We start from the raw sequence: 15,887 nt of genomic DNA, 5'->3' as shown, positions 1-15,887 counted from the left end.
GAACGCGATGCCTGCTCCCACCTGGCATCGCCTCGGCATGAATCATGCCGACATCGCCGTGAAAACGGCTTCGGGGCGCATCCGCGCCGCATCCCTCGACGCGTCGGGGTTCGTGCCCGACGCCGCGCCCGACGCCTCCGACGCCGCGCTGCGCTCGATGCCGTCCGTTCCCGCGCGCCCGTCCGCGACGCCGACAAGCGATGCGAACGACCTGGATGCATGCGCGCTTTCTCGCTACCAAAGCGAGCTCGCCGCCCGCGAGAAGCGCGGCGACGCGGCAAGCGCCTTCAGGACGGGAGCCGGAGCTGACGCGGCCGCGTTCGTCGCCGACCTCGCTTCTGCCCGCGCCGTTCTGCAGACCGCTCCCGGCACGACGGGCGCCCGCGCCTTCGTGCGTCTGGAAGCCCATGAGGGCGAAGCCTGCGCGAACGCGCTCGACATCGTGCTCGCCGAAGACAGCGTCGCCGAGGTCTCGGTGCTTATCGACGGAACGCGCGCCGCAAACGGATTTCTGGGGTCGGCCCTGCGCGTCTTCTGCGGAGCGCGCAGCCGCCTGACGCTTTCGACGCTTCAGGCAGGATGCGCGGATGCGACTGTCCTCGACGATACGGGATGCGTCCTTGCCGAAGACGCGTCGGTCGACGTGCGCCATTTCGCGCTCTCGGCCGGCGCCTCCTACACCGGCTTCTCCTGCGACCTGCGCGGAGAGGCCGCGCGCGTCGGCGCAGACGTGCGCTATCTGGGCCGCGGCCAGGCCGACATGGACCTCAACTACGTCTTCGAGCACCGCGGCCCGGCGACGATAAGCGACCTGCAGGCCAACGGCGTGCTTGCGGGCGAAAGCGTCAAGACCCTCAAGGCCACGATCGACTTCATCCGCGGATGCAAGGGCGCAAGCGGCCATGAGCAGGAAACGGCGCTCATCGCAGGCGAGCATGCCCATAACCGCAGCTGCCCCGTGATCTTGTGCGGCGAAGACGACGTAGCGGGCGACCACGGCGCCTCGATCGGCCACATCGATGCCGACCAGATGTTCTACCTGGCCAGCCGCGGCCTTTCGCCCGATGCGGCCGAGGCGTTGTTCTCCCGCTCCGTGCTGGAGTCGGCGCTTGCCGCCTGCCCCGACGACGAATGGCGCCGCGCGGTGGAGCGCATCGCGGGCGAAACGCTCGAAACGAAGGAGGATGAGGACCCATGTCCCGCATGGCGATAACCGTCGAAGAAGCGCGCGACATCGCGAAAAACCCCTACAAGGCCGACTTCCCGCTGCTCGCCGCCCGTAGCGACCTTGCGTTTCTCGACAGCGCGGCCACCTCGCAGCGACCCCGCCGCGTCATCGACGCGCAGACGCGCTTCTACGAGACCCTCAATGCCAACGCCCTGCGTGGCCTGTACGACCTTTCGGTCCAGGCCACGGCCGCCATCGACGACGCCCGCGGCAAGCTGGCGCGCCATATCGGCGTCGCCGACCGCAACGAGGTCGTCGTGTGCCGCAACACGAGCGAGGCGCTCAATATCGTGGCGGGATCGTTCGCGCGCGATATCCTGCGCGAAGGCGACGAGGTGTGCGTCACGGCCATGGAGCATCACAGCAACCTGATCCCGTGGCAGCAGGCCTGCCGCGCGACCGGCGCCAAGCTGACCTATCTCTTCCCCGACGAAAACGGCGTCATCACGGCAGAAGAGATGGACGCCAAGATCGGCCCGTCCACGCGCATCGTGGCGGCCGCCCACGTATCGAACGTGCTGGGAGTCGAAAATCCCGTCGCCGAAATGGCGCGCCGCGTCCATGCGCACGGAGGATACCTGGTGGTCGACGGAGCGCAATCGGTCCCCCATATGGATATCGACATCGTCGCGCTCGGATGCGACTTCTTCGCCTTCTCGATGCACAAGGCCTTCGGCCCGTTCGGCATCGGCGTGCTCTGGGGCCGCCGCGACCTGCTCGAAGCGAGCAGCCCGTTTCTCACCGGCGGCGAGATGATCGAATCGGTTACGTTCGAAGACGCCGTATGGGCGGGCATCCCCGAAAAATTCGAGGCGGGAACGCAAGACGCCGCGGGAATCCATGCGGCGGGAGCGGCGATCGACTACCTCGAATCGGTGGGCATGCAGGCCGTGCGGGCGCGCGAAGAAGCGCTCATGCGCTCGTGCATGGACACGCTCGAGGCGTTCGATTTCGTCTCGATCGTCGGCCCGGCCGATGCGAACGCGCGTCACGGCGTCGTCTCCTTCAACATCGACGGCATCCACCCGCACGACGTGGCAAGCATCCTCGACATGCAGGGCGTGGCCATCAGGGCGGGCTTCCACTGCGCCGAGCCGTTCCTGAAATGGCTCGGAACGGGAGCGTGCTGCCGCGCGTCGCTCGCCTTCTACAACGACGAATCGGACATCGCCGCGCTCGGTCGCGGACTCGAGACGGTATGGAGGACCTTCAATGGCTAGCATCTACACGGCGGCGCTCATGGAACACCATGCGCACCCCGATTACAAATACGAGATGGACGGCGCCACGCATTCCCGAGAAGGCGTCAATCCGAGCTGCGGCGACCAGCTGACGCTGTCGTTGCGCGTCGAAGACGGCGTGGTCGAGGAGGCGGCGTTCTCGGGCAGCGGCTGCGCCGTTTCCCAGGCATCCGCCGACATCATGGCCGACCTGGTCACGGGCGAAACCGTCGACGAGGCGCGCAGGCTGTGCGCGCTGTTTCTCGCCATGGTCCGCGGAGAAGAACTCTCCGAAGAAGACCTCGAGGACCTCGACGAGGCGGCTCAGCTCGAATCGATCGCGCGCATGCCCGCCCGCGTGAAATGCGCCGAGCTCGCATGGCGCACGCTCGAAACGCTCCTCGACGAGACGAACGCCGCCTCATAAGCCGTACGACGAATCCACACGCAGAAGAAGGGGCGCCCATGCGCCCCTTCTTCGCATAAGAGCGCGGCCCCGATCGCAGGGGCCGCGCTCTTATTTATATATGCCCGCATGCCGGCAAACGGCGGCGAGCGAATATGCATTCGAAAAGCGCGGCCTTACGAGACCCCGCCCCGCTCGACGGAATACGATGCGTCCGCGAAAAACGCCGCAGAGGGACGATGGCTCACCAGAACGACGGTGCGATCGCCCCGATTCTCGACAAGGGCACGCAGCACGGCCGCCTCATTGAGGCTGTCGAGATTGCTCGTCGGCTCGTCGAGCAGCATGAACGCGGCGTCGCTCAAAAACAGGCGCGCAAGGCCCAGCCGCTGGCGCTCGCCGCCCGAGAACGACTCCCCGAGCTCGCCGACTTGCGTGTCGAGGCCCTTCGGAAGACGCGCGACGGCTTCTCCAAGCGCCGCCTTGTCGAGCGCCGATAGCACCGCTTCGTCATCGACGTCGGGATCGCAAAGCGCCACATTGTCGCGCACCGTTCCCGTGAACAGATGCGTTTCCTGGGTCATAAGGCCCTCGATCCCGCGCAGGCTTTCGGTGGTCGCATCGGCGATGTTTTCGCCCGATATCTCGATCGAGCCGGAATCGGGATCCCAGAAACGCATCATCAGCTTGAGCAGCGTCGATTTTCCCGAACCGCTTCTCCCCGTTATCTGGACGACGCTGCCGCGCTCGATTGAGAGATCGACCCCTTCGAGCACCTTGCATCCGTCGTAAGAGAAATCGAGGGCACGGACGCGCGCGCCCGAGAAGCCTTCCAAACGCTCTCCTTCCAGCACATCCGACGTTTCAGGACGCTCTTCCATCAAGTCGAGCACGCGCGCTCCTGCGGCAAGAGTGCCCTGCAGCGTGCTTCCGAGATCCGCGAGCGCTATCACCGGTCCGAACGACGATATGAGGGCGGCGCTTGCGATAACGGCCGCCGCAAACGGCACCGTCCCCTGCATGACAAGGCCCGACGAAAACGCAATCATCGCGATGTCGAAAGCCAGCACCGCCGCTCCCGTCCCCGCGAATGCGAAGGCCGCGCGCCTCTTCAGACGCATGGAGTCGCGGCCCACCTCTTCCATACGCGCGTCCAGGCCGCGCGCCCGGGCGTCCTGCCCCGAGAACTGCAGCGTCTCGCGCAGGCCGCGAAGGCTTTCGAGCACGAAGGAATTCAGCCTTCCCATGCCGTCGCGCACCTTAAGCGGCAGCGCGCCGGCGGCTTTCGAGGCCGCGAGCGGAATCGCCGATCCGACCGCCAGGTACGCGCAGGCGGAATAGACCCCGAGCGCAGGAGAAATCGAAGCGATGAACGCGACCATGACGGCCGAGACGACCGCGGCGATCGCGACGGGCGAAAGCGTATGGGCGAAAAACACCTCGAGCAGCTCGACGTCGGACGTGATGAGCGACACCAGGTCCCCTTTATCGCGCCCCTCGAGCTTCGCGGGGGCGAGGATGCGCAAACGTGCGAACACTTTGTCGCGCACATCCGCCAGCACCTTGAATGCGAGGTAGTGATTGCACAGCTGCTCCCCGTAGCGCAAAGGGCCGCGGATGACGGCGCATATGCCCGCCGCCGCGACGAACGCCCCGGCCGGCGCGCCCATGGGAACGCCGGCGACGGCGAGAAGCGCGGCGGCCGCGAATACCGTCAACCCGATAGCGGCGAGAAAGCCGAGGATGCCCAGCGCGACGGCCAGCAGCATGACGAAGACGAGCGGCCCGACGAGCCCGACCAGGCCAGCCATCACCGACGCCTTCGAGCGTTCCCTCGAGACGCGCGGCTTTTCCCGTCCGTCCGCGCGCTCTTCGCGTATCGCATCCGCCTGCGGCGACAGGTCGTATTCGGACGCCTCGTCGTCGCAGACGCCGTCCGTGAAGCGCTCGAGCTTTTCCTGCTCGCTCCACATTTCGGCATAGCAGCCCCGCCCGGCCGCCAACTCGTCATGAGCGCCGACCTGGACCACGCGTCCGCCGTCGAAGACGTAGATTCGCTCCGCGCGGCGAAGGGCCGCCAGGCGATGCGATATCACGACGACCGTCTTCTGTCGAGCCAGCTCCTCGATGACGTCCATGATCGCATGCTCGCTTCGCGCGTCGATGTTCGACGTCGCCTCGTCGAAGATGTAAACAGCCGAATCGTGCAAGAGGGCGCGCGCCAAAACGAGTCGCTGGCGCTGCCCTCCGGAAAGATTGGCCGCATCGGGGCCGACAACGGCGCCGAGTCCGCCGAGCGAACGCACGAACCCCGCAAGACGGCAACGCTCGAGCACGCTCCAGAGGGCCTCATCATCGGCATCGGGGTCGGCCAGGCGCAGATTCTCGGCAACCGTTCCCGCGAACAGACGGCTCGAAAACGAAACGTAGGTCACCGCGCGCGAAAGAGACGCCCCCGACGCCTGCTCGACGTCCACTCCGCCGATCTTCACCGTTCCCCTGAAAGCCCTGTTGGCCCCGGCAAGCACCCCTGCGAACGTCGACTTTCCCGATCCGCTCGGGCCGACCACGCCGACGAAGGAACCGCGCGAGGCGTAAAAATCGACATCGGAAAGGACGAAACGCGATCCGTCGTAGGAATATCCGACGCCTTCGCAACGCACATCGCCGGCGTCGGCGGGGATGTGCGCCGCAGCAGGCGGCGGCTCGGGCGCATCGAGAATGGAAAACATCTTGTCTGCGACGGCCATGCCGCCCATGGCCGCATGGAAGAACGAGCCGAGCGTACGCAACGGAAGGAAGAACTCGGCTGAAAGGAACACGATGGAAAACGCCGCCGAGAAGCCTATCGCGCCGTGCGAGTACTGCCAAACGGCGCAGGCGATGCCCGCCGCAGCGCCGCCGAAAGCGAACAGGTCCATGACCGTGATCGAATTGAGCTGCATGCGAAGCAGGCGCATCGTGGCCCGGCGAAAGCCTTCGGCCTGGCGGTTCATCGCCTCGTGGGCGCGTTCGTCGGCAGAAAAGATCCTCAGCGTCGTAAGCCCCTGGATATTCTCCAAAAACGATGCCCCCAGGTCGATATAGGAACCCCAATAGCGGCCCATCGTGCGTTTCGCTATCTTCTGAATGGCGATGATCGAGACGGGGATGAGCGGCACGCAGGCCAGCAATACCGCGGCGGCGGGAAGCGAAAGCGGCGCAAGGCAGACGAACAGCGTCGCCGGAGCCAACACCGCATAGAACAGCTGCGGAAGATACGAGCCGAAGTAGCTCTCCAGCTGCTCAGCGCCTTCGACGCACACCTGGACTGCGGCGCCCGTCGAGGCGTGCTCGCGATACCCGGGGCCCAAAGCGACCAGTTTGTCGTACACGCGTCGCCTGACGACGCGCTTCGCCCTCTCTGCAGCCGTCGCTCCGGCACGCACGGCCGCCGCCTGGCAGAAGAAGCGGACGGCGATCGCGAACAGGCCGACGCCGACGAACAAGGCCAGCTCGCGGGCGCCGGCCTCCCCTTCCAGCAACAGCCCGAAAAACCTGCCTGCGGCGATGAACAAGGCCACGTTGGCAAGCAGTGCGGTCCACTGCAAGACGACGCTCGCCGCAATGGGGCGCTTCGCTGCAGGAACCATGGCGAAAAGACGTTTATCGAACACGCTTCATCCTTTCATCCGAAAAAGAAGCCACGGCTTATGTTTGCCATGGCTTACTTCATGCTACCGGAAAACCCATCGTTGTAAACCCCGTCTTACTTTACCGCCTACGGTCGCAGCCACCTTGTCGAGGCAAAAGCCTTTCCGTATCATGAAAGTTTGGCGAAAGGGAGGCCGAATGATTTCAGAGCAGGAACTCGCGCATCAGTGCGCGCCGAAAACGTTGCAGCGAGCGCAGCAGATCGCTTCGTCGGAGCAGAACATCCTCACGAAGAAATGCCGCTACGACCGCAACGGCACGCATCTCAGCGCATTCGTCGCATCGAGCCATGGATGGAACGACTGCTATCGCAGCTCCATCTCGTTCGACGAGGATGCCGACCGCGTCATCGACTACGCGTGCACCTGCCCCGCCTATCTCCAATACGACGGGCCCTGCAAGCACAGCCTCGCCCTGGCGCTTTCCTACAACCGCCGCCCTGCGGGATTCATGGGATACAAAGCGCATCGAAAGCCCGAGACCACCGCATGCCTGGCCGATCTGATCCGTCGTGCCGATGCGGCCGGAAACGTCGAAGAGCCGGGCGAGGTGGATATCGAACCTACGTTCATATACGGATACCGTTCATGGTCGGTGCAGTTCAAGGTGGTCGGCGCCGAGGGCTCTTACGTCATGAAGGACATCGGGGCGTTCGCCGACGACGTGCAGCGCGGCGCATGGCATTCCTACGGCAAGAAACTCGCGTTCACCCATACCCTCGACGCCTTCTGCGCGCATGGACGCGTCATGGCCGAGCTGATAGACCGCGCCGTCTGCGCACGCAGGCGCGCCTCGTCGGGCGCGCGCGGAAGCGACGCGTCGAGCCGCGTTCTCGACCTGAACGAATTCGAGCTCATCGATTTCCTCGACGCCTCGCAAGGGTGCTCCTTCGTCGTAGAAGGCGCCGATTACGGCGTGCGCTCCCGCACGATTGCGCATATCGAGCGCACCGACCCGACCGTCGACGTGAATATGACCTGGGAGGATAGCGGAATCTCGATCAAATCGGCCGAGGATGCGGTCGCCATCTCGCACGGCGGGCGCCTCTACCTATGGCAGGACGAGGTCTTCTATCGCTGCTCCGCCGAACTCGCCGGCTGCTCGGCGTTTCTGCGCATGCTGCACTCATCAGACGCCGACGAGCTGTTCGTCAGCGAAGACGACCTTGCCCTGTTCTGCTCCGCCGTGCTTCCTCGAATCGAGCGCACGCTGAACGTATCGGCTCCTGAAAAACTCGACGCATGGCGCCCCGTCGAAGGCGTCCTTGAATTCTATTTCGATAAAACGGATGCCGCTGCCACTTGCGAGGCGGCCGTGCGATACGGCGAGAGCCGCAGGATTCTAGCCTTCGACGGAGCGCGCTGGGAAAACGATGACGCATCGGCACGACCGCTCCCCGACGAAAAGCTCGAACGGGCGGCGTATACGCTGCTGCACGCCTTTTTCCCCGACGCAGCGCCGCGCAAGGCGAGCGCAGACGAGCGCGAACGCTGTCATTTCCTTCTACTCGAACGCCCGCAACGCGTCGCTGAACTGCTGTTCGGCGGCCTGGTGCGCTTTGCCGAGCAGGGGTCGGTGTTCACCACGGACGCCTTCGACAGGCTCGTCTCCGACAAGAAGCCGCGTATCAGCGTGGGCATCTCGCTTGCCGGCGACCTGATCGACCTCGACGTGCATGCCACCGACCTCGACCGCGACGAGCTCGCAGCGCTGCTGGGGAGCTATCGCGCGCGCAGGCGATACCACCGCCTCAAAAACGGCGCTTTCCTCGATATGGCCGATTTCGAACTCGCCCAGCTCGACCGCCTCGCGCGCGACCTCGACCTTTCGCCCGCGGCTCTCGCCGCAGGCACCGTCGAACTTCCCGCCTATCGCGCGGTCTATCTGGACGAAACGCTCGAGGACGCGCGACGCGACGCGGCGTTCGAGACGTATGTCGAACGTTTGCGCGATGCGAAAACCGTCGAGCACCCGGTGCCCGATGAGCTCGCGGCCACGCTGCGCCCGTACCAGCGCGAAGGCTTCTCGTGGATGAATTCGCTTTCCGACCTGGGATTCGGCGGAGTCCTCGCCGACGAGATGGGCTTGGGCAAATCGATCCAGCTCATCGCGTTTCTGCTCGCACGGCGCGACGAGGCGCGCGCGGTCGGACCGAGCCTGGTCGTCTGTCCGGCATCGCTGGTGTATAACTGGACCGCCGAATTCGAGCGATTCGCCCCCGGCCTGAACGTACGTGCCGTGGCCGGCACGAAACAGGAGCGCATCGCCGCGCGCGCGGAGCGCGACGTCGACGTGTTCGTGACCTCGTACGACCTCGTGCGCATCGACGTCAAAGACTATGCCGACCGCGATTTCTACTGCTGCGCGCTCGACGAGGCGCAATACATCAAGAACCACGGCACGCTCACCGCGCGCGCCGTCAAGCGGGTGAAGGCCCGTCGCCGCTTCGCGCTGACCGGCACGCCGATGGAAAACAGGCTGAGCGAGATCTGGAGCATCTTCGATTTCCTGATGCCCGGGCTTTTGGGCTCCTACATGCGTTTCCGCGAACGCTTCGAGCTCGATATCATCGGCGGAAACGACGAGGCGGCCGCCCATCTTCAGGCGCTCGTCGGCCCATTCATGCTCAGGCGCCTCAAGGCCGATGTACTCAAGGACCTGCCCGACAAGATCGAGTCGGCCGTGCCCGTCCCCATGACGCGCAGGCAAGAAAAGCTCTATCTGGCCTATGAACAGCAACTGAGGGAATCGCTCGCCGCACAGCGCGCGTCGCGCAAGAACAAAGGCGGCGCCGAGGCCCAGGGACCGGGCGTCGAGGTGCTCGCGGAACTGACGAGGCTGCGCCAGATCTGCTGCGACCCGCGCCTGGCCATGCAGGATTACCCGGAGCCTGGCGCGAAGATCGGCGCGATCGTCGACCTGCTGGAATCGGCCGAAAACGACGGGCAGAAGACGCTTGTCTTCTCGCAGTTCACGAGCTTTCTGTCGCTGATCGCCGACGAGCTGGACAAACTCGGCATGCCCTACTACACCATCACCGGCGCGACGCCGAAAAAAGAACGCGTCGACCTGGTCGACGCGTTCAATGCCGACGATACGCCGGTATTCCTGGTATCGCTCAAAGCGGGCGGGACGGGCCTGAACCTGACGGGCGCGTCGGTCGTGATCCACGCCGACCCCTGGTGGAATGCCGCCGCCCAGGCGCAGGCCACCGACCGCGCCCACCGCATCGGACAGACACGCTGCGTCAGCGTGCACCAGGTAATCGCGAAAGGAACGATCGAAGAACGCATCGTCGCGCTCCAGCAGGCGAAAAGCGACTTGGCCGACAAGATCGTCGGGGCCAATGCCGCCCCGTCGCTACGCCTGACCGGAGACGAGCTGTACGAGCTTTTGCAGGGATAAGCTTCCCGCGAAGCGCCCGAGACGGACTAGAAGCCGCCGCGCTCGGGCGCTTCGCCGCCCAGCTCGAAGAACTCGCGCACGCACACGCCCAGCATGCGGCTCGCGATATCAGACACGCGCTCGTCGGGCACCTTCATACCGCGGTCGATCCAGGCGCTATATGCTCCCAGAATGCCGCCGACCAGCGATGCGATATAGATTTCCAGCACATCGTCTTCGACCTTGATGCGCGCGGGTCCGCGTCGCCTGATTTCTTTCGCCAACGGACGCGCCAAGCGGTCCGCCAGCATCGTCGCGGGCATCGCCGAAAAGATATGCTCTTTCATGGGAAGATGCTCCATCATCGCGCGATTCACGCCCGCGAAAAACACATGGAGGTCGGGTTCGACATTCTCGGCCGTCTCGTCTCTACGACGCTGCATGTCGTCTTCGACGTCGTCGAGAATCTCGGCCACCATGGCATCGACCTTGTCATCGATCATATCGTCGATCGAACTGTAATGAAGGTAAAAGGTCTTACGGTCGATATCCGCTTCGCGGGCAAGCTCGGATATCGTGATCTTGTCATAGTCTTTCGTGCAAAGGAGGCGATCGAACGCCTCGAACAAGGCCTTGCGCGTCTTCAAAACGCGGCGGTCGGTTTTCTTCGGCTTCGTCGCACGTTCACGTTCCATGATTCGTTTCCCCTCGTTCCTCGTCACGATGCGGCGTAGTGCGCACGACCCGCATCATTGGCAATTGTGGTCGATGTCCATAAGAATATAATCCCCATATGTAGAAAAAACAACATGGAAAACACGAATCCATAGAGGTCCGCGCGGAAAGGACGGCCATCGTGAATGCAAGCGAGCGTATGAAGCGTGCAGCTCTGAACAAGCTCGTCGACTATATCGTCAAAGATCCCGAAGGACATGTCGACGCGATCATGGACATGCTCGAGCCGCTGGTGCCCGAGTCGCTGTTCCCCGAGCAGCGCAAGGCGTTCCGTATCTCGTTCGAGCAGAAGAACAACTGGTACGAGCTTGTCATGAAGGCATTGCACCTCAACGAAGAGGTCGTGCCCTCGCTGCTGAAGACCTTCCTGGTGGAAGCGAACCTGCTCGCATGGCCGAAGCAGGAGAAGGCGCGCAGCGAATACGGCTGCAACATACCCTGGGCCATCCTGCTCGACCCCACCAGCGCCTGCAATCTGCACTGCACCGGATGCTGGGCCGCCGATTACGGCCACAAGCTCAATCTGAGCTTCGAAGACATCGATTCGATCATCTGTCAGGGCAAAGAACTCGGCGTGCATGTCTACATCTACACGGGCGGCGAGCCGCTCGTGCGCAAGAAGGACGTCCTGCGCCTGTGCGAGAAGCACCCCGACTGCGCGTTTCTCTGCTTCACCAACGCCACGCTGATCGACGAGCAGTTCTGCCAGGACATGATCCGCGTGAAGAACTTCGTGCCCGCCATCAGCGCCGAAGGGTCGCGCGAGACCACCGACGCCCGTCGCGGCGAAGGAACCTACGACCGCATCGAGGCGGCCATGGCGCTGCTGAAGAAGCACCGCCTGCCGTTCGGCATCTCCGCATGCTATACCTCGCAAAACGCCGAGGCGGTCGCCTCCGAAGAGTATTTCGACCGCCTCATCGACGCAGGCGCCCTGTTCTGTTGGATCTTCACGTTCATGCCCGTGGGCTCCGATGCGCCCGTCGAGCTGATGCCGAGCGTCGAGCAGCGCGAGCATCTCTATCGGTTCGTTCGCGCGATGCGTTCGAAAAACCCCTGTTCACGCTTGATTTCCAAAACGACGGAGAATTCGTCGGCGGCTGCATCGCGGGCGGGCGGCGTTACCTGCACATCAACGCCGCAGGCGACGTCGAGCCCTGTGTGTTCATCCACTACTCGAACGCCAACATCCACGACGTGAGCCTGCTCGAAGCGCTGCAATCGCCTCTTTTCAAGGCGTACTACGAAGGACAGCCCTTCAACGACAACCTGCTACGCCCCTGCCCCATGCTCGAGAACCCCGAATGCCTGGAATCCATGGTGAACCGCACCGGGGCGCATTCGACCGACCTGCAGTGCGCGGAAGGCGTCGAGCACCTCTGCGGCAAATGCAAGCCCTTCGCGCGCGAATGGGCCGAAGCGGCCGAACGGATCTGGACCGACGAGAACGACCCCCAATACACCAAGCGCGCTGTGCCCACCCAAGGCATGTCCGAAAGCGACCTCGAGCGCTTCGAGCGCATCGGCCGCGCAGGACGCACGAAAGCGGACCGCGCGTAGCGATACGGCCGACGCGTCGACGAAAAAGGCCGCCCCGCATGCGATGCGTGGCGGCCTTGCGCGTTATCGATGAGCCTTCAGATAGGCGAACACGCCGACGAAATTGCGCTTGACCCACGAGATGAACCTGCTCTCGGCCATCATGAGGCCGGGCTTGCGCCAGCGGATCGGCAAGAGCATGACGCGCATCATCATGGAGCCGGGACGAGCCTCGGCTACGGCGCGCTGCACCGACGGCGCGAGCACCATGCGCGCGGCCTCTGCTTTTTTCTCGCTGGGAGAAAGCGGGCAATCGGCGCAGGTGAGCGTCTCGATGCATCCCACCACGCGTTCGACGTGGCGACGCGACAGGAATTCGCGCGACGCCTCGTCGCGCACGCCCCAATGCTCGTAGAGCTCGCGCATCCAGCCGTCTTCCTCTTCGCGCTTCTCGAACGTTCCCGCGCGGTATTTCGTGTTCTCGCTCTCGGAGCGGGCGCGCAAGAAATGATAGAACGCATCCTCCATCAGCGACACGCGCTCGATGTCGCGCAGGACGGCCAGATTGAACGGCAGGTCATCCCACCACACATCGGGAAACTCGATGTCGCGCTCGAACAGATACGACGCCCTGAACAGCTTGTTCCACGGCGTGTATAACAGATTGCGATCGAACAGACGGTACGCGTCCTCGCGGAACTCGCGCGCGGATGCATACGTCTTCGACGGAAGGCACTTCTTCTCGCGGAAGAATTTATCGTCGCTGCGGTAGGTATCGATGTAGAAGCCCACGACCACCAGGTCGAACGGACCCGACTCGGCGCGCTCGTACATGCGCTCGAGCATCTCGGGCTCGCACCAGTCGTCGGCGTCCATGAAGAAGAGATACTCGCCCGCAGCGACCGCCATCGCCGCGTTGCGCGCGCTCGCCGCGCCGCCGTTGCTCTTATGAATCACCTTGATGCGCTCGTCGCGTGCGGCATAAGAGTCGCAGATCGCGCCGCTTTCGTCGGGGCTTCCGTCGTCGACGAGCAGCAGCTCGAAATCGCCGAACGTCTGGGCCTGAATCGACTCGATGGCGCGCCCCACCCAATCCTGCACTTTATAAACGGGAATGATCACGCTGATGCCGGGTTTGTTCGCCACTGAAAGACTCCTTGGAATTTGACGCGTCGCACGAATCTATTTCGATAAAATTCGGAAACCATGTTCAATCTATTATAAAATATTAGTTTGGTATGCGCTCGATCGTCTCGCAGCGTCGTTTTATTCACCATTATCGAACGGAGATACGTTGACCTGGTTGCATTATGTCATAGTGACTGCAGTCGCCTGCATTGTAACCATGGCGCTCGTCCCTCCCGTCAAAAAGCTCGCGTTCATCGTCGACGCCGTCGACTATCCTAACGCCCGCCGCGTGAACAAGAAGCCCACCGCCCGCTTCGGGGGCGTGGCCATGTTCGGCGGATTGGCCGCGGGGCTTGCCGCCATCTGGATCGGCACGCAGTTCTTCGGCTGGAACTATCCTCTTCACAGTCCCGTGAGCCGCAACATCTGGTACCCGGGAGTCATGCTGGGCGTGATTTTGATCTTCCTCGTCGGTGCGGCCGACGATATCTGGGATCTGCGGCCGCGCACCAAACTGCTCGGCCAGATCGTAGCCGCGGGCATCGTGGCCGCATCGGGCCTGTTGCTTTCGGACATGCACAACCCCGTGGGCCCCGGCTACATCGATTTCGGCATCTTCGCCTATCCCATCACCATCTTCTACTTGGTGGCCTTCATGAACGTCATCAATCTGATCGATGGGCTCGACGGCCTGGCATCGGGCATCACCGCCATTTCGGCGCTGACCATGTTCATCTTCGCCACCCTGACCTTCCGCCTCGACGCAGCATTCCTCGCCGTCGGCCTTATCGGAATCTGTCTGGGCTTTCTGCGCTACAACTTCAACCCCGCGTCGATCTTCATGGGCGATTCTGGATCGCTGCTTCTTGGCATGTCTCTCGGCATCGTGTCGCTTTTCGCCACCACGCGCTCGGCGCTGTTCGTGTCGCTGCTCGTACCCATCCTCGTGGCGGGCGTCCCCATCATCGACACCGCATCGGCGATCATCCGCCGCATGCGCGCCCACCAGCCCATCCAGCAGGCCGACAACGGCCACATCCACCACCAGCTTCTGCGCGAAGGCTTCAGCCAGCGAAAGACCGTCCTCATCATGTGGGGATGGACCGCCATCCTCGCCGTCTCGGCCATCTTCATCACCGAGACGCACGGCGTCATGCGTCTGGCGTTCATGGCCCTCGCGTTCGGCATCTCGGCGTTTTTCGTCGTGCGACTGCATTTGCTCGGACCCGTGCTACGCCACCACTACGCGCCGCGTCCCGCAACAGGACAGAAACGCGCGGCCGAAGAATTCAACAAGGCCGCCGACCTCGTCGGCACGACGCCCGGAGAAGACCGAAGCCATGCCGACCCGAACCCGTCCGATACCCGTCGTTAGACCTCCCATGGAGAGCAGACTATGACCGACCGCATTGTCGTCCTTATTCCGTGCTATAACGAAGAAGTCACCATCGCCAAGGTGGTAGACGATTTCAAACGCGAGCTGCCCGAAGCCGCGATCTACGTCTATGACAACAACTCCACGGATGCCACCGCCGAAATCGCGCGCGCCCACGGCGCCATCGTGAAGCGCGAGCCGCGCCAGGGCAAAGGAAACGTCGTGCGACAGATGTTCCGCGACATCGAAGCGGATTACTACCTCATGGTCGACGGCGACGACACCTACCCTGCAGAATCCGCCCGCGCACTGCTGAAGCCGCTCATCGACGACGAAGCCGACATGACCGTCGGCGACCGCCTATCCAACGGCAGCTACGGCGAAGAAAACGATCGCGCATTCCACGGATTCGGCAACGACCTCGTTCGCTGGCTGATCAAGTTCATCTACGGCTATGCCTTCGATGACGTCATGACCGGATACCGAGCCTTCAACCGCACCTTCGTCAAGACCATGCCCGTCCTTTCGTCGGGCTTCCAGATCGAAACGGAGCTCTCCATCCACGCCGTCGATAAACGGTGGCGCATCGTCGACGTTCCGATCGAATACCGCGACCGCCCCGAAGGAAGCGAGAGCAAGCTTTCGACGTTCGAGGACGGCGCGAAGGTGCTCATGGCCATCGCATCGCTGTTCCGCGAGAGCAAGCCGTTCGCCTTCTTCGGATGGATCGCGCTGCTCTTCTTCGTCCTCGGCCTGATCGTGGGCGTGCCCGTCGTATTGGAATTCTTCCAGACAGGCCTCGTGCCGAAGTTCCCTTCGACCGTGCTCGCATCGGGCCTTGTGTCCTGCGGCGTGCTTTCGATCACCGCAGGAGCCATCCTCGACACCGTGGCGAAAAGCCATCGCAAGATGTGGGAACTCGAAGTCTACCGCGTTCAACAGGAAAACTCCCGCTAACGCACGACCGCCGAGCCGGCGCAATCGCTCATCGCAAACCCCTCGCCTTCCGGAAACACTCCGTGCAGGCGAGGGGTTTTCTTGGTCATGCACATCCTAAACGCAGCCTCCGATACGGCCGGGATGCACGAACGCCCCTCGCATCGATATGCGAGGGGCGTTCTAGGAACACGATGAAAGAGCATGCTACGCGGTGATGCGATACAGCCTCATGTCGCCTTC

The 15,887-nt window shown here is 63.4% G+C and carries 11 protein-coding genes; 8 read left to right on the top strand and 3 right to left on the bottom strand.

Annotated features, from left to right (window positions below; translation table 11 throughout):
• Window positions 1-37: 37 nt before the first annotated feature.
• The 3 genes from Q6E04_RS05570 to sufU are packed head-to-tail and all read left to right on the top strand — an operon-like array spanning window position 38 to window position 2,875.
• On the top strand, window positions 38-1,213 hold the full coding sequence (locus tag Q6E04_RS05570; protein WP_303249818.1) for a SufD family Fe-S cluster assembly protein: 1,176 nt from the start codon (window positions 38-40) through the stop codon (window positions 1,211-1,213).
• The gene (locus Q6E04_RS05565; RefSeq protein WP_303249817.1) at window positions 1,195-2,448 is read left to right on the top strand and encodes an aminotransferase class V-fold PLP-dependent enzyme; all 1,254 of its coding nucleotides are present in this window, start codon (window positions 1,195-1,197) and stop codon (window positions 2,446-2,448) included. The genes Q6E04_RS05570 and Q6E04_RS05565 overlap by 19 nt, the downstream gene beginning before the upstream one ends.
• Window positions 2,441-2,875, top strand: coding sequence for a Fe-S cluster assembly sulfur transfer protein SufU (gene sufU, locus Q6E04_RS05560; protein WP_303249816.1), 435 nt, complete (start codon window positions 2,441-2,443; stop codon window positions 2,873-2,875). Before Q6E04_RS05565 ends, sufU begins: the two co-directional genes overlap by 8 nt.
• Window positions 2,876-3,030: 155 nt before the next feature.
• Here the strand turns inward: sufU and Q6E04_RS05555 are convergent, their stop codons facing one another.
• A complete protein-coding gene (locus Q6E04_RS05555) occupies window positions 3,031-6,510 on the bottom strand; it encodes an ATP-binding cassette domain-containing protein (protein WP_303249815.1) in 3,480 nt (1,159 codons plus the stop codon).
• A 175-nt stretch (window positions 6,511-6,685) separates the two neighbouring features.
• Here Q6E04_RS05555 and Q6E04_RS05550 point away from each other — a divergent pair, with 175 nt between their 5' ends.
• Entirely contained in the window at window positions 6,686-9,952 is a 3,267-nt protein-coding gene (locus Q6E04_RS05550; protein ID WP_303249814.1) for a DEAD/DEAH box helicase, read from the top strand.
• Window positions 9,953-9,978: 26 nt separating this feature from the next.
• Here the strand turns inward: Q6E04_RS05550 and Q6E04_RS05545 are convergent, their stop codons facing one another.
• Window positions 9,979-10,626 carry a TetR/AcrR family transcriptional regulator gene (locus Q6E04_RS05545; protein WP_303249813.1) on the bottom strand — a complete coding sequence of 216 codons (648 nt, stop codon included), beginning with the start codon at window positions 10,624-10,626 and terminating at the stop codon, window positions 9,979-9,981.
• A 179-nt stretch (window positions 10,627-10,805) separates the two neighbouring features.
• Here Q6E04_RS05545 and Q6E04_RS05540 point away from each other — a divergent pair, with 179 nt between their 5' ends.
• Together Q6E04_RS05540 and Q6E04_RS05535 are read left to right on the top strand one after the other, a co-directional pair.
• Window positions 10,806-11,867: a radical SAM protein gene (locus Q6E04_RS05540; RefSeq protein ID WP_303249812.1), complete on the top strand. Its 1,062-nt coding sequence runs from the start codon at window positions 10,806-10,808 to the stop codon at window positions 11,865-11,867.
• Window positions 11,828-12,226 carry a hypothetical protein gene (locus tag Q6E04_RS05535; protein ID WP_303249811.1) on the top strand — a complete coding sequence of 133 codons (399 nt, stop codon included), beginning with the start codon at window positions 11,828-11,830 and terminating at the stop codon, window positions 12,224-12,226. The genes Q6E04_RS05540 and Q6E04_RS05535 overlap by 40 nt, the downstream gene beginning before the upstream one ends.
• 63 nt (window positions 12,227-12,289) lie before the next feature.
• Here Q6E04_RS05535 and Q6E04_RS05530 read toward each other — a convergent pair whose 3' ends face one another.
• Window positions 12,290-13,351 carry a glycosyltransferase family 2 protein gene (locus Q6E04_RS05530; protein WP_303249810.1) on the bottom strand — a complete coding sequence of 354 codons (1,062 nt, stop codon included), beginning with the start codon at window positions 13,349-13,351 and terminating at the stop codon, window positions 12,290-12,292.
• A 199-nt stretch (window positions 13,352-13,550) separates the two neighbouring features.
• On the opposite strand from Q6E04_RS05530, the gene Q6E04_RS05525 reads away from it, so the two are divergent.
• Window positions 13,551-14,708 (top strand): glycosyltransferase family 4 protein, encoded by a 1,158-nt coding sequence (locus Q6E04_RS05525; RefSeq protein ID WP_303249809.1) that lies wholly within the window; start codon window positions 13,551-13,553, stop codon window positions 14,706-14,708.
• A 21-nt stretch (window positions 14,709-14,729) separates the two neighbouring features.
• Complete coding sequence (locus Q6E04_RS05520; RefSeq protein WP_303249808.1) at window positions 14,730-15,665, top strand: glycosyltransferase family 2 protein; 936 nt, start codon at window positions 14,730-14,732, stop codon at window positions 15,663-15,665.
• The last annotated feature ends 222 nt before the right edge of the window (window positions 15,666-15,887 follow it).

This window comes from uncultured Slackia sp. (assembly GCF_959608125.1).
Taxonomy (GTDB): Bacteria; Actinomycetota; Coriobacteriia; order Coriobacteriales; family Eggerthellaceae; genus Slackia.
This window is presented reverse-complemented; position numbering and strand designations above follow the sequence as displayed.